At 63.9% G+C, this 13833-nt stretch carries 14 protein-coding genes and 1 pseudogene; 8 read left to right on the top strand and 7 right to left on the bottom strand.

Annotation, left to right across the window (positions count from 1 at the left end; all coding sequences use genetic code 11):
* The first annotated feature begins 90 nt into the window (after window positions 1-90).
* Complete coding sequence (locus BKG76_RS08290; protein ID WP_070937238.1) at window positions 91-2247, top strand: acyl-CoA dehydrogenase; 2157 nt, start codon at window positions 91-93, stop codon at window positions 2245-2247.
* Here BKG76_RS08290 and BKG76_RS08285 read toward each other — a convergent pair.
* The 3 genes and pseudogenes from BKG76_RS08285 to BKG76_RS08275 form a co-directional block, all read right to left on the bottom strand.
* Window positions 2227-2527, bottom strand: a pseudogene (locus BKG76_RS08285) (hypothetical protein). The gene BKG76_RS08290 and the pseudogene BKG76_RS08285 sit on opposite strands and share 21 nt — an antisense overlap.
* Window positions 2528-2683: 156 nt before the next feature.
* Window positions 2684-3220: a hypothetical protein gene (locus tag BKG76_RS08280; protein WP_070937236.1), complete on the bottom strand. Its 537-nt coding sequence runs from the start codon at window positions 3218-3220 to the stop codon at window positions 2684-2686.
* Window positions 3221-3228: 8 nt separating this feature from the next.
* Window positions 3229-4281, bottom strand: a complete 1053-nt coding sequence (locus BKG76_RS08275; protein WP_070937235.1) for a ferredoxin--NADP reductase — start codon at window positions 4279-4281, stop codon at window positions 3229-3231.
* A gap of 264 nt (window positions 4282-4545) precedes the next feature.
* Between BKG76_RS08275 and hsaA the strand changes: the two genes are divergently transcribed.
* From hsaA to fmdA, 5 genes are all read left to right on the top strand, one after another.
* Window positions 4546-5739, top strand: a complete 1194-nt coding sequence (gene hsaA, locus BKG76_RS08270) for a 3-hydroxy-9,10-secoandrosta-1,3,5(10)-triene-9,17-dione monooxygenase oxygenase subunit (RefSeq protein WP_070937234.1) — start codon at window positions 4546-4548, stop codon at window positions 5737-5739.
* Between the two features lie 14 nt (window positions 5740-5753).
* Window positions 5754-6656 carry an iron-dependent extradiol dioxygenase HsaC gene (hsaC, locus tag BKG76_RS08265; RefSeq protein WP_070937233.1) on the top strand — a complete coding sequence of 301 codons (903 nt, stop codon included), beginning with the start codon at window positions 5754-5756 and terminating at the stop codon, window positions 6654-6656.
* 14 nt (window positions 6657-6670) lie between these two features.
* The gene (gene hsaB / locus BKG76_RS08260; RefSeq protein WP_070937232.1) at window positions 6671-7243 is read left to right on the top strand and encodes a 3-hydroxy-9,10-secoandrosta-1,3,5(10)-triene-9,17-dione monooxygenase reductase subunit; all 573 of its coding nucleotides are present in this window, start codon (window positions 6671-6673) and stop codon (window positions 7241-7243) included.
* 85 nt (window positions 7244-7328) lie between these two features.
* Window positions 7329-7610: an FmdB family zinc ribbon protein gene (locus BKG76_RS24800; RefSeq protein ID WP_109420658.1), complete on the top strand. Its 282-nt coding sequence runs from the start codon at window positions 7329-7331 to the stop codon at window positions 7608-7610.
* Window positions 7611-7624: 14 nt separating this feature from the next.
* Entirely contained in the window at window positions 7625-8881 is a 1257-nt protein-coding gene (fmdA, locus tag BKG76_RS08255) for a formamidase (RefSeq protein ID WP_070937231.1), read from the top strand.
* A gap of 7 nt (window positions 8882-8888) precedes the next feature.
* Here fmdA and BKG76_RS08250 read toward each other — a convergent pair whose 3' ends face one another.
* The 3 genes from BKG76_RS08250 to BKG76_RS08240 form a co-directional block, all read right to left on the bottom strand.
* Complete coding sequence (locus BKG76_RS08250) at window positions 8889-10001, bottom strand: agmatine deiminase family protein (RefSeq protein ID WP_070937230.1); 1113 nt, start codon at window positions 9999-10001, stop codon at window positions 8889-8891.
* A gap of 145 nt (window positions 10002-10146) precedes the next feature.
* Window positions 10147-10407, bottom strand: coding sequence for a hypothetical protein (locus BKG76_RS08245; protein WP_070937229.1), 261 nt, complete (start codon window positions 10405-10407; stop codon window positions 10147-10149).
* 65 nt (window positions 10408-10472) lie between these two features.
* Window positions 10473-11747 (bottom strand): hypothetical protein, encoded by a 1275-nt coding sequence (locus BKG76_RS08240; protein WP_070937228.1) that lies wholly within the window; start codon window positions 11745-11747, stop codon window positions 10473-10475.
* A gap of 143 nt (window positions 11748-11890) precedes the next feature.
* On the opposite strand from BKG76_RS08240, the gene arr reads away from it, so the two are divergent.
* Window positions 11891-12316, top strand: coding sequence for an NAD(+)--rifampin ADP-ribosyltransferase (gene arr / locus BKG76_RS08235; RefSeq protein WP_070937227.1), 426 nt, complete (start codon window positions 11891-11893; stop codon window positions 12314-12316).
* A 17-nt stretch (window positions 12317-12333) separates the two neighbouring features.
* Here the strand turns inward: arr and BKG76_RS08230 are convergent, their stop codons facing one another.
* Window positions 12334-12723 carry a DoxX family protein gene (locus BKG76_RS08230; protein ID WP_070937226.1) on the bottom strand — a complete coding sequence of 130 codons (390 nt, stop codon included), beginning with the start codon at window positions 12721-12723 and terminating at the stop codon, window positions 12334-12336.
* Between the two features lie 190 nt (window positions 12724-12913).
* Between BKG76_RS08230 and BKG76_RS08225 the strand changes: the two genes are divergently transcribed.
* A complete protein-coding gene (locus tag BKG76_RS08225) occupies window positions 12914-13825 on the top strand; it encodes a hypothetical protein (RefSeq protein WP_236737548.1) in 912 nt (303 codons plus the stop codon).
* Window positions 13826-13833: the final 8 nt, after the last annotated feature.

Raw genomic sequence — 13833 nt, 5'->3', positions numbered from 1 at the left:
CCCCGGCTCGTCGGTAGCGCTCTGTACAGCCTGAATGCGTTCCTACTACACTGAACCCAATCACGATATTAGAACACGTTCTAGTCTGATTTGTGCCGAAAAACGAGCCAAGGAGAATCTGTGTCCGACGTCCAGGAAGCCGCGCGGGATGCGGTCCGTCAGTGGGCCAAGAGCGCGGCTGTCATCGAGTCGGTCCGGAAGCTGGAATCCGAACCTGACGGGTGGGGTCCCGCCTACGTCGGGCTCGCTGAACTGGGCATTTTCGGTGTTGCGGTGCCGGAGGCCGCCGGCGGGTCGGGGGCCGGATTCGACGACATGATCGCCATGGTCGATGAGGCCGCGGCCGCGTTGGTGCCGGGACCCGTTGCCACCAGTGCGCTGGCGGCCGTGGTCCTCGCGACCGACGGGCACGAGGAATTGGTCGGTGCGTTGGCGGCCGGGGAACGCACGGCGGGCCTGGCCCTCACAGGAAACCTGGTCGTCTCCGACGGGCGGGCGTTGGGCGTGTTGCCGACTGTGCTGGGCGGTACCGCCGACGGCGTGCTGTTGGCCCCGGGGTCCGACGGTTGGGTACTCGTCGACTGCGCCGGTACCGGCATCGCGGTGGCAGCCAAGAAGGCGACCGACTTCTCGCGGCCATGGGCCGCGGCCACCGTGGAGGATGCCGCGGTGCACCCGGTGGGCCTGCCGGCCGCCGTGGTCTCTGATCTGTCGGCCGTGACACTTTCGGCCGAGGCGGTGGGCGTGGCGCGGTGGGCGTTGCAGACGGCTGTCGAGTACGCCAAGGTGCGCGAGCAGTTCGGCAAGCAGATCGGCAGCTTCCAGGCCATCAAGCACATGTGCGCGGAGATGTTGTGCCGTGTCGAGCAGGCCGATGTGGCCGTCTGGGATGCCGCCGAGTGCGCGCGGGACGTCCTCGCGAACAGATCGGCCAACAATGCTGATGCCCAGCAGCTTTCGCTTGCCGCAGCGGTTGCGGCGGCGGTGGCCGTCGACGCGGCGGTGGCCAACACGAAGGACTGCATCCAGATACTCGGTGGTATCGGATTCACCTGGGAGCACGACGCGCATCTGTACCTACGCCGGGCGTACGCCCTGCAGTCCTTCCTGGGCAAGCCCGCGGCATGGCGGCGTAAGGCCGCCGCGCTGACCATCGGCGGTACCCGCCGGTCGCTGACCATCGACCTCGGCGAGGTGGAGACTCAGCGTGCGCAGGTCGCCGCGGCTGCCGCGGAAATCGCCTCGGCGCCAAAGGCCGAGCAGCAGATTCGGCTGGCCGAGACGGGCTATTTGGCCCCGCACTGGCCCGCGCCGTACGGACTGGGTGCGGGCGCCGCGCAGCAGCTGCTCATCGATCAGGAGCTACACGCGGCCGGCGTCACGCGTCCTGATCTGGTCATCGGCTGGTGGGCGGCTCCGACCATTCTTGAGCACGGAACATCCGAGCAGATATCGCAATTCGTCACACCCACCCTGCGTGGCGAGATCGAGTGGTGCCAGCTGTTCTCCGAGCCCGGTGCCGGTAGCGACCTTGCATCGTTGCGTACCAAGGCAACTCGGGTCGAGGGCGGCTGGAAGCTCGACGGGCAGAAGGTATGGAACTCCAAGGCGCAGATCGCGGATTGGGCGATCTGCCTGGCCCGTACCAACCCCGACGTTCCCAAGCACAAGGGCATCACGTATTTCCTGTTGGATATGAAGACCCCCGGGATCACCGTGCGGCCGCTGCGTGAGATCACCGGTGAGGAGATGTTCAACGAGGTCTTCCTCGACGGGGTCATCGTTCCGGACGAGAACGTGGTCGGGTCGGTCGACGACGGATGGCGCCTGGCCCGCACCACGCTGGCCAACGAGCGGGTGGCGATGGCGGGTGGCGGCACCCTCGATGAGGCCATGGAATCGCTGCTGGCGCTTGTTGGGGATGCCGAATTGGATGCGGCACAGCTGGATACGCTCGGGGTGTTCGTCTGCTCGGCGCAGACCGGCGCGCTGCTGGATCTGCGCACCGCGCTGCGCGCCATCGGCGGTCAGGACCCGGGTGCGGCCTCGAGTGTGCGCAAGCTCGTCGGCGTGCGGCATCGCCAGGGGCTTTCTGAGCACATCCTCGACTACGTGGACTCTCACGGTGCGGTGGAGTCGCACGAGATGTGGTTGTTCATGCGGGATCGATGCTTGTCCATCGCCGGGGGCACCACGCAGATCTTGCTCAGCGTGGCGGGCGAGCGGCTACTCGGCTTGCCGCGCTAGCGTCCATCCATCTGACTGTTCGGGTGCGCATGCGGTGTTGGGTGCTGCGCGGCAATGCTCCCGGACCATAGACGCCACGTCCGCGTCGACGGACGCGGTCGAGCTTGACGTCGGTGCGTAGTGCGTCCGAGACGGTCTTTGACGGGCGGCCATCCACGTCAAAACCGATGTCCGCCAACATGGTGACCATCTCGGACACGGCGGTGAGTCCGTGCCGGTGGATGTGCAAGACAAGCAGATAACGCAGTTCGGTGCGCAGCGCGCGAGTCCGGGCGGCCATGCATGCACCATGCCAAAGGGCACCGACATTGACTCGGACGGCGCTTGGGCCACATACAGCTAGTGCCCACGTCTATGCGACAACTTCCGCGCGGCCCGCCGCGGGCCACGAGTTGTCGCATAGAGGCGGGCAGTACGCATATGCGTACCGAAATGCCTAGCTGAATCGGGCCTGCGCGCAGGCATCGGGTGAAATCACGCTACGGCCACCGATACTGGCCTCGACGTGGCTGCACACGATGTAGTCGGCGTCGAGCTTGGGCTGCCCGGTCGCCCAGTCGGTGGGTTGGGTGGTTCCGGTGATACGGAAGCGGTCGGTGTCACCGCCCCCGAAGTAGACGGTGGTGAGCAGCCAGGTGCTACCGCCGTTGTGCTCCACCGTGTTCGGGTTGTCAGCCCACTGCACCCATAGATAGTTCATGCGGTCGGAGGTGCGTAGCTCGGTGGTCTGTTTGGCCCACAAGTCACCGCCGAATCCCTCAATCCCATTGGGGGTCCGCAGATTGAAACTGGCGGTGTAGTAGCACTGCCGCTCGGCCCTGCGGCAGTCGGCGGTGGTGTGAACCTCCAGCTGGCGGCCATCGTCGACGGGAGTGCTGACGTCGACCGTTTTGACCTCGGCGTTGGCGGGCACCGGGGTGATCAGGGTTGTGGCGGTCATCAGCAGTGCGGCGGCACATATGACGCGAGCCATGCGGTCTCTCACTCGTCGAAGGTTACGTTGACATCGTCGGTCTCCGGAACCGCCTGGCACGCCAGGATGTACCCGTCGTCGATGTCATTCTGGGACAACGCGTCGTTGACCAGCATGCGGACCTTGCCGTTCTTGAGAATGCAGGCGCACGTCATGCAGTGGCCCTCGCGGCAGGAGAATGGCGCGTCCAGGCCCTTGGCGAGCAGCACGTCCAGCAGCACGGTGCTGCGCGGCCAACTGACCTCGTGAGTCTCCCCGTCGAGTTCCACGGTGGCCGTGGCCGGTGGTTCGTCGTCGTCGGAGGGCTCGGCGAGGACGACCTCGGCGAAGGGGTCGCTTTCGAGAGAGCGGAAAACCTCGACGTGCACACGATCGTCGGCCATGCCATTGCCCTTGAGCGCGGCCTGAGCGGCATCCATGAACGGCCCGGGACCGCAGATGAAGGCCTCATGACCGGCGAACGGCGCAGCCAGGGTGGCCAGGGACTGTAGTGACGGCAATCCCTGCACCGATTCGAGCCAATGGATGACAGTCAGCCGATCGGGGTGCTTGGCCGCGAGCTCGCGCAGCGCCGCCCCGAAGATCACCGACTGTTCATCGCGGTTGGCGTAGATCAGCACTACCTTGCCGCTGCCCTGGGAGAGTGCGGACTTGCAGATCGCCATCATCGGGGTGATACCGCTGCCGCCGGCCAGCAGCAGGAAATCGCGATCGAGCTCTCGCGGGACGAAAACCCCGGACGGCGCCAGGACATGCATGTGCATACCGGCGTGGGCGTTATCGCAGATCCAGTTGGACCCGTAACCGTCGGCGGTGCGCTTGATCGTGACGGTCAACCGATCATCGATATGCGGGGAACTGGACAGCGAGTAGCAGCGCGCCACGGAACCGGTGCGATCGGACGGAATGCGCAATGTGAGGTACTGGCCGGGTGCGTACGCGAACTTGTCGGCTGCATCCTCGGGAATCTCGAAGACCAGGGACCGGGAGTCGGCGGTCTCATCGATCACCTCGGCGATTCGAACCTCGAGGACGTGCTTCCCCAGCGGAACGTCCGTCACGTGATTCCTCCGTCAGTCGTCGTCGGCGAGCGGCCGAACTAGAACAGGTTACAGAATTGACCTTTGGCCCTACAACACCGTCGTCGCTTCGTTCCAGATGAGCCCGCCTTCCCGGGGTGGGCGAGGCGATGTCGACACAGATCGAAACGTGTTCTAGTCTCAGCAGTGAACACGTGCTGTCACCACGGGTGTGCAGCGAGTGTCGCGAACTACTAGCCCTAGTTTGTGCCGACTGATGCTAACTACAGCAGTGGAGGAAATGCAGTGACGACGACCGAACAGCGGGACGAAGTTCAGGCGGTTCTCGCAGGAATTGACGACCTGCTGCCGACCCTGCGCAAGCGCGCGCAGGAAACCGAGGACCTGCGGCGTCTGCCCGACGCCACGGTCGCCGAACTGCAGGAGATCGGCTTCTTCAGGCTGCTGCAGCCCTCGCAGTGGGGTGGATACGAAACCGCCCCCACCACCTTCTACGAGGCGGTGCGTCGTCTGGGTAGCGCCTGCGGCTCGACCGGTTGGGTCGCTTCGATCATCGGCGTACACAACTGGCACCTGGCCCTGTTCGACCAGAGGGCGCAGGAAGAGGTCTGGGGTGAGGACACCAACGTGCGGGTGTCCTCCTCGTACGCTCCGATGGGAGCTGGTGTGGTGACCGAGGCCGGTGACGGCTATCTCGTCAACGGTTCGTGGAACTGGTCTTCGGGTTGTGACCACGCCACCTGGGCGTTCCTGGGTGGACCCGTGATCAAGGACGGCCGTCCGGTCGACTTCGGCAGCTTCCTGATCCCGCGCACCGAGTACCGCATCGATGACGTGTGGAATGTGGTCGGCCTGCGCGGTACCGGTAGCAACACGGTCGTGGTCAAGGACGTGTTCGTGCCGAAGCACCGGTTCCTGTCGTACAAGAAGATGAACGACCAGACCGCCGGTGGATACGAGACCAACACCGCTGCGGTCTACAAGATGCCTTGGGGCACAATGCACCCCACCACCATCACCGCTCCCATCATGGGCATGGCATATGGCGCGTACGACGCACACGTCGAGGCCCAGGGCAAGCGCGTGCGCGCGGCCTACGCCGGCGAGAAGGCCAAGGATGACCCGTTCACCAAGGTGCGCGTGGCCGAGGCCGCTAGTGACATCGACGCCGGGTGGCGTCAGCTGATCGGGAATGTGGGCGACGAGTTCGCTCTCATCTCGGCGGGCCAGGAGGTTCCCTTCGAGCTGCGTGCTGCCGCGCGCCGCGACCAGGTGCGTGCCACCGGCCGGGCGATCGCGTCGATCGACCTGTTGTTCGAGAACTCCGGCGCCACCGCGCTGTCCAACGATGCTCCGGTACAACGTTTCTGGCGTGACGCGCACGCCGGTCGCGTGCACGCGGCCAATGACGCGGAGCGGGCTTACCAGATCTGGGGCAACCACGCGTTCGAGCTGCCCGCCACCGACACGATGGTTTAGGAGGGCGCTACCCCATGAGCGTTATCAAGGCACTCGGATACATGCGGATCCAGGCCACCGACATGGCGGCCTGGCGCGAGTTCGGGACCAAGGTGCTCGGCATGATGGAAGGCGCGGGAGATGATCCTTCCGCGCTGTATCTGCGGATGGATGATGTCGCAGCGCGTCTGGTGATTGTGCCGGGGGATAGCGACCGATTGCTGGCTTCCGGTTGGGAGGTCGCCGACGCACCGGCGCTGCAGGCCGTGCGGGAACGCCTGGCGAAGGCCGGGGTCGAATTCACCGAGGGCACCAAGGAAGAGATTTCGGACCGCAAGGTCGAGGGTTTCATCCGGTTCAACGATCCCTCGGAGAACGTGCTGGAGGTTTTTCACGGTGCCCAATACCTGGGTCGCCGGTTCGTCAGCCCGTACGGCCACAAGTTCGTCACCGCCGAACAAGGGCTCGGGCATGTGGTGCTCACGTGTACCGATGACGCCGCGGCACAGGCGTTCTATCAGGATGTCCTCGGTTTCCAGCTGCGAGACTCGATGAAGCTGCCACCCCAGCTGGTGGGGCGTCCCGCCGACGGTGATCCGGTCTGGTTGCGGTTCTACGGGTGCAACCCGCGTCACCACGCGTTGGCGTTCATGCCGATGCCGAATCCAACGGGAATCGTGCACCTGATGGTCGAGGTGGAGAACTCCGATGACGTCGGCCTCTGCCTGGACCGTGCGAACCGGAGGAAGGTCAAAATGTCGGCCAGCCTGGGTCGGCACATCAATGACAAGATGTTGTCCTTCTACATGAAGACCCCTGGAGGGTTCGACATGGAATTCGGTTGCGAAGGACTGGAAGTCGATGACGAGAGCTGGATCGCCCGGGAGAGCGTGGGAATCAGCCTGTGGGGTCACGACTTCAGCGTCGGGTTCAAGTAGAGGTTTGCGCGCAGATGTCTGAACCGGCTATCGACCCGCGGGCGTTCCGGAATGTGCTGGGGCAGTTCTGCACCGGCGTCACCATCATCACCACCACGCACGAGGACGCGCCGGTCGGGTTCGCCTGCCAGTCGTTCGCCGCGCTGTCGCTGGAACCGCCACTGGTGCTGTTCTGCCCAACCAAGCAGTCCCGGTCCTGGGCGGCCATCGAGGAGTCGGGCAAGTTCTGTGTGAACGTGCTTGCCGAGGATCAGCGCGAAGTCTCGGCCCGGTTCGGTTCGCGGGAGCCCGATAAGTTCGCCGGAATCGATTGGCGTCCATCGGGTCTCGGATCGCCGATCATCAACGGATCGCTCGCGCACATCGACTGCGAGGTCGCGAACGTCCACGACGGCGGGGACCACTGGGTCGTGTTCGGATCGGTCAATGAACTCTCCGAGATCCCGGAGAAACCAACAGCCACCCGACCGCTGCTGTTCTACCGCGGGCAGTACACCGGTATCGAACCGGACAAGACCACGCCCGCCGATTGGCGCAACGACCTGGAGGCATTCCTGACCGCGACCACCGAGGACACCTGGTTGTAACCGGGCCTACCCCCGTTTCCCCTGCGGGCCTAGCCAATCCGGCGTAACGTCACAGATCCAGGTGCTACCTCGGTGAGGGCGGGTCATGGCGTTGTACGCGTATCGGTGCATGAGCTGTGGCGATACCGCGCGCAACTTTCCGATGGCGACCGCCCCGGATACCGTGCCGTGCCCCGGCTGCCCTGAACCGGCACGCCGGGTATTTGGTATCGCCGGGATGAGCCGTGGCTCCTCGGCGCGTATGCGCCTGCTCGACGCCACCCATCGCAGTGCCAGCGAGCCATCCGTGGTCTCCGCGCTACCCAATGTGCGACGTTCGGCGCCCGTGACATCAAATCCGTTGCATCGCAATTTACCCCGCCCCTGATCGGAAGGAATGCCATGCCCGAGGTGTTGTTCCCGCTGGATTCGAACAAGAAGTTCACCGAGCAACACATCGTCGGGCACAACAGGTGGCACCCTGACATTCCGCCGGCCGCCGTGGTGAAACCGGGCACCTCTTTCCGGGTGCACTGCCGCGAATGGTTCGATGGCGCGATCCACAATGACGACTCCGCCGATGATATCCGCGATGCTCCGCTGACCACGGTGCACGCGTTGTCGGGACCCTTCTCGGTGGAAGGGGCGCAACCCGGAGACCTGCTGATCGTGGACATTCTCGATGTGGGCCCCATTCCGCAGGAAGATTCCGGTCCGCTGGCAGGTCAGGGATGGGGCTACACGGGCATCTTCCCGACCGTGAACGGCGGCGGGTTCCTCACCGAGCAGTTCCCGGACGCGTACAAGGCCATCTGGGACTTCTCGGGGCAGACCGCGACGTCCCGGCATGTCCCCGGGGTCAGTTTCACCGGGATCGTGCACCCCGGCTTGATGGGCACGGCGCCATCCGCGGAATTGCTGGCACGGTGGAATACGCGTGAGGGCGCGCTGATCGCCACTGACCCCAACCGCGTTCCCGCACTGGCACTTCCGCCGGAGCCCAGGGACGCGGTACTGGGTGCCCTCAGTGGGGAATCCTTCGAGAGCGCAGCGGCCGAGGCGGCCCGGACCGCGCCGCCACGCGAGAACGGCGGCAATCAAGACATCAAGAACCTGACCAAGGGCAGCAGGGTCTTTTACCCCGTGTTTGTGCCGGGTGGAAAGCTGTCGGTCGGCGACCTGCACTTCTCCCAGGGGGACGGCGAGATCACCTTCTGCGGGGCCATCGAGATGGGTGGCTTCATCGATCTGCATGTCGATGTGCTCAAGGGCGGCATGGATACCTATGGGGTTGCCGAGAACGCGATCTTCATGCCGGGTAACACCGACCCGCAATACTCACAGTGGTTGGCGTTCTCGGGGACGTCCGTCACCCTCGATGACGAACAGCGTTACCTGGATTCGCATTTGGCGTACCAGCGGGCCTGTCTGCACGCCATCGATTACCTCACCAAGTTTGGCTACAGCCCGGAGCAGGCGTATCTGCTGTTGGGTGCTGCGCCCATCGAGGGCAGGCTGTCTGGGGTCGTCGATATTCCGAATTCCTGTGCCACTGTTTACATTCCGACGGCGATATTCGACTTCCCGGTGACGCCCTCGGCCAGCGGCCCCGTGCGGATCGATGCCGGCCCGGGCGCGCCTCGCTCTGTTGCCCGCTGAGTCGGTGCTATCGGGGTTCCTGCTGTGTGGCGCAGTGGATGCCGCCGCCGCCCGCGGCGATACCGTCGATATCGAGCTGAACCACCCTGCGGTTCGGGAAGACTCGTTCCAGGGTCGACTTGGCCGCCTCGTCGGCGCCGGGGTCTCCGAATTCGGGCGCGATGACGCCACCGTTGCAGATATAGAAGTTGATGTAACCGGCCGCGAAATCCTCTGAGTCGAAGTCATCGCGCCCCTGCCCGGGTGCTTCGAGCACTTCCACGTGCAGAGGGCGTCCGGCCGCGTCCGTCGCCTTTTCGAGGATGTCGAGGCGACGGCGTGTCACGTCGTAGTCAAACGAATCGGGGTCGTTGTCGAGTCCGGCTACGACGACCCCTGGCCCGGCGAACCGTGCGTAGAAATCGGTATGCCCGTCGGTGATGTCCATCCCCGCGATGCCGGGCAGCCAGATGATCTTCTGCAGGCCCAGTAGGCGCCGCAACTCGGCTTCCACATCGCTCTTGGATCGACCCCGATTGCGGTTGCTGTTGAGAACACAGCTTTCGGTGATGATTGCGGTGCCCTGGCCATCGACCTCGATACCGCCGCCCTCCAGGACAAGATTGGTGTGCAGCACGGGAACTCCCGCACGCTGGGCCACCTCGACCGCGACCTTGGCATCCGACTCGTGTTCTTGTTTGTCGCCCCAGCCGTTGAAGTTGAAATCAACAGCGGCTCTGCCGCTTTCGTTGCGGACGAAGACGGGTCCGCTGTCGCGTACCCATAGGTCGTCCAGTGGGGCAGGAACCAACTCCACGTTGGGGCCGGCTAATTGGCGTGCCAGCTCGGTCTCATCGGGTCGCACCAACATCGACACTGGTTCGAATTGCGCGATGGCCTGGGCGATGGCGCCGAGATTCTGTTGCACCTTGCGGTTCAGCCGTCGTCCCCAGATCTCTGGGCTGGCGCCGAAGGCCATCCAGGTTCGCAGATGTGGCTCGCCTTCATCAGGCATGTGCCAGGGTCTGCCGTCGTGCACCACGTCAGTATCGTCGCCCTCAACTGATACGTCGGTGCACGCGGCTAGCAAGATTGCGCCTGCGGTTGCCGCACCGAGCTGAAGCAGCCTTCTTCGACGCATGGACCGATTGTGCCGGGGTTGGGGTCCACGCGCAGCGATCAATCCGTCCGGGTAGGGCTCAGCAATCTAGCCAGCGGGCGTTGCCGGCGATCTTGGCGTCACGTGAAGTCCATGGACGTGCAGTGACTCAGCCGACCCTTCTTGGCTAACCCACCACGCTGAACACGAGCAACACGAGTGACCCCAGGTTTGCGATGACCAGCGCTAGGCCCCATCGGGTTGGTTGTGCGGCTTCGGCTTTCGCTGCACGTAGAGCCACGCAAAGTCCCATGATTCCCGTCATGAACACCCCGACGAGCCCAAGGAGAAAGAAACCGAATCCCTGGTTGAATTGTTGGCAGGCTGGAATGCCCGGGTGGCCAGAGCACTGGCTCACACCGGCTTCGGCCAGGATCGCCTCGAACATACGGCGAACCTAGCAAACCAATGTGAAGAACTTGTGAAAGTCGCTGTGCCCGTCTGTGAACGTGATTAGCGTCCGTACCAGCGCCGGGCGTGTTCGGCGTGCGTCGGCAGATAGGCGCCGGGTCCGAAGTGCGTGTCGTAGAAGCCCAGGTCGATGTTCTGGGCCTGCAGGTACATCAGGACATGGACGGTGGGGACGGTACCGGGAATCTTGCCAAACGTGTCATAGATGTATGAGGCCTGCACGGTGACGATTTCCTGGATCGCCTCGGCGGGTAACGCGGCCGAGCGCACCTTGCGTGAATCGGCCCAGGCGCCGGGGGTGTCAGGGTGGAAAGGGCCACCCGGGCCGTACTTGCGCTCGATGTACTTATCCACACCGGCCGCGATCGTCGGCACGTGCGGCGGGCTGAGAGTCTCGAAGAATCCGGGCAGACCGGTGGCATTCGGGAAAGGCCACCGCTGGTCATTGTCCGAACGGAACCCGATACCCGGAGCTCGCGGATCACCCGATCCGCCGAGCACCGACAGTCGGTCGAGCCCGTCGAACATCCAGCCACCCAGGCCGAGTGCTTGTAATAGCAGCACCCCGTTGTGTGTGGCGGTGGCGAGTTCGGCACTTGCCTCGGTGAGCGTGTATTGCTCGACGAAGGACAGCGGAATCGGATCGCCGTAATGGCGCAGGCTGCCGAATTTTTCGGTGCCCGGGATGCTCTGGTTGTTGATGTCGTCGTAGACGAGGTAGCCATTGGCGGCGAAGAACGACAGGTTCGCGATCAGATGTTCGGCCAGATCGGCCACCGGAAAGGCCAGCAGGCTGCCTGGGTGGTTGCCAATCCAGATGTTGTGGCCCTCCATGTACGGCTCTTCGCGCGGCAGCTCCAGACGTTTGTCCGAGATTCGCACGTACGAGTCGGCGGTGTGGCCTATCCACTCTTCGATGGTCGTGAACCCTTGTGGAGCTTCATCGCGGGTGGGCAGCAGATAGATCCCGGTGTCGTCGGTGAAAAACAGCTGGCTGGTATGGAAGCCGGCGGCGGAGGGAAAGGTGCGGCCAGTGGCGCTGCCGGAGTAGTTCGGGAACGCGGGGGCATATCCGGGGTGGTGAGTGATGCCGTAGTGCCACCCGGTGACGCCGCCGACTACCGAAAGGATCAGTGCCCGTTCGACTTCCGATATCGGCGTGACGGGTTGGCCGCTGGTGTATGCCAGCGGGCCGTCGGGTATGCGACCGCCGGCGGGGAAACGTCGCGAGCGGCGACCGGTGATCGCGGCCAGCAGCGGAAACTGGGTGACCTGCGCCAGAGCTTCGCGTTCTCGGTCGGATATCTGTAGCGGCATGAGTCAACCCGACCACCGCACGGATTTCGGGTCAACCTTTTGGCTTCTCCCTTTCAAAATATGACACGAAGGGGGGCTTGCGGCAAGGCCCCCAAGGTGGCGCACAATCCTGCGACCACGAATTTCGACTGAGGGGAACTGGTATGACGATGCCGGACTTTTTCGAGGCGCACGAGTCGGGCGCCTACTTCCACGGCACCAAGGCCGACCTGGAAGTGGGTGATCTATTGACGCCCGGGCATCTCTCGAACTACGAGGAGGGCCGCGTCATGAACCACGTTTACGTGACGAAGACATTGGTGGGCGCGGGGCTGGCCGCCATCATGGCCAAAGGTGAGGGCAGGGGTCATGTCTACATCGTGGAACCGGAGGGCACCCTGGAAGACGACCCGAATGTGACGGACAAAAAGTTCCCGGGAAATCCGACCCACTCGTACCGCTCCCGGGAACCCGTGCGCATCGTTGGCGAGGTCATGGACTGGGTAGGACCCCCGCCGGAATTCATGGAGACGTTCCGTGCGGGGTTGGCGGATCTGCGGCGCGAGGGAACCGCTGTCATCTATGACTAGACGCGACGAGGACGGCGCTACGACGTACGGCGGACCTTGAGCGCCTCGGTGATCATCGGGATCTGCAGGGGCAGCCGGGCGATGGCGCCGAGCTTCAGGGGCAACGGCTTGTTCCACCACAGCCGCACCATGTTGACGTTGGCGGGAAACACCGCGATGAACAACAGAGCAGCAATTGTGCCGCCGAGCCTGCGTGTCTTCGGGGCCAGCAGCAGCGCACCGGTTCCGAGTTCGGCAACACCCGAGGCATAGGTATAGAACCGCGCGTCGCCGGGTAGTTCGGCCGGAACGATGGCGTCGAAGGGTTTGGGCGCGACGAAATGCACGACACCGACACCGAGGAGTACGGCGGCGAGCCGGTAGGCGGGAAGTCGTGACGGATCGGTGGTGGTGAGGCTATTGCTCATGGGTCCGATCGTATGGCCTGTGGGCAAATGTCGGTACAAATACTTGAGCCAGTATTAATTACGTTCTACTGCAGTAGATTTCAGTATCTTCTCGACTCTTGTCGAGAAGATAATAGTCACGTGCATGCCTAGGCGGATACGGTCGGGCCGAGATTGCCCCCTAATTATGCGGGGGGTCAGAGAGGAAACAATGGCGTTCGAGTATGTGCTGGCGTTGCATCCGATGAGCAACGAGATGCTCAAGGTGCAGATCAGCGATGGTTCGTCGACCGTCTTGGTGAGCGACCTGGATTCCGGCCCCGACGGTATCTGCGTGGACCCGACGCGCACGTACGTGTACTGGACGAACATGGGCAAGCCCCGTCTGCCCGATAGGCGTCCGCCGACATCCGATGCCGATCTGGATTTCTACCGGCAGAACGGATCGCTCGAGCGTGCCGGGCTGGATGGCAGCGGGCGCACCGAGATCCTGCCGGAGGGCTCGTTTGTCACCGGAAAGCAGCTGGCCGGAGCGTGGGGCAGGGAGCGGCTCTATTGGTCGGACCGGGAGGGTGCGGCCGTCAGGAGCGCCCGGGTGGATGGCACTGACATGCGTGACGAGGTAGTTGTTGCGACCACTGCCGTTGGCCGGCGGGATCTGCTCAACCAGTGCGTAGGTGTGGCGGTGGACGAGGTGAACGGCTACCTGTACTGGACCCAGAAGGGACCGCCCAAGGGAGGGATGGGGAGAATCTTCCGCACGCCGCTCGACGGAGTACCGGGCAGCCGTGTCATTGAGGTCTTGTGGTCGAACTTGCCGGAACCGATCGACCTGGAGATCGATGTGGTCGATGGCTTGCTCTACTGGACCGATCGCGGTGCGCCGCCATTGGGAAATACGTTGAACAGAGCGGAAATTCCTGCAGCGGGTAAACCCGGTGGTGATATCACCGTGGTGTCACAGGGGTACCGCGAAGCGATAGGGCTCGCCGTAGACAAGGGCGCCGGTGTCGCATACGTCGGAGACCTATCCGGTGCAATCCGTGCCGTGAAACTGGACGGCACAGGGGAGCATGTCATCTTCACGGCGCCGGGATTTCTCACTGGAATCGCCGGGGTGTAGAACTCGGC

The organism is Mycobacteroides franklinii (assembly GCF_001853795.1).
Classification (GTDB): Bacteria; Actinomycetota; Actinomycetes; order Mycobacteriales; family Mycobacteriaceae; genus Mycobacterium; species Mycobacterium franklinii.
This window is presented reverse-complemented; position numbering and strand designations above follow the sequence as displayed.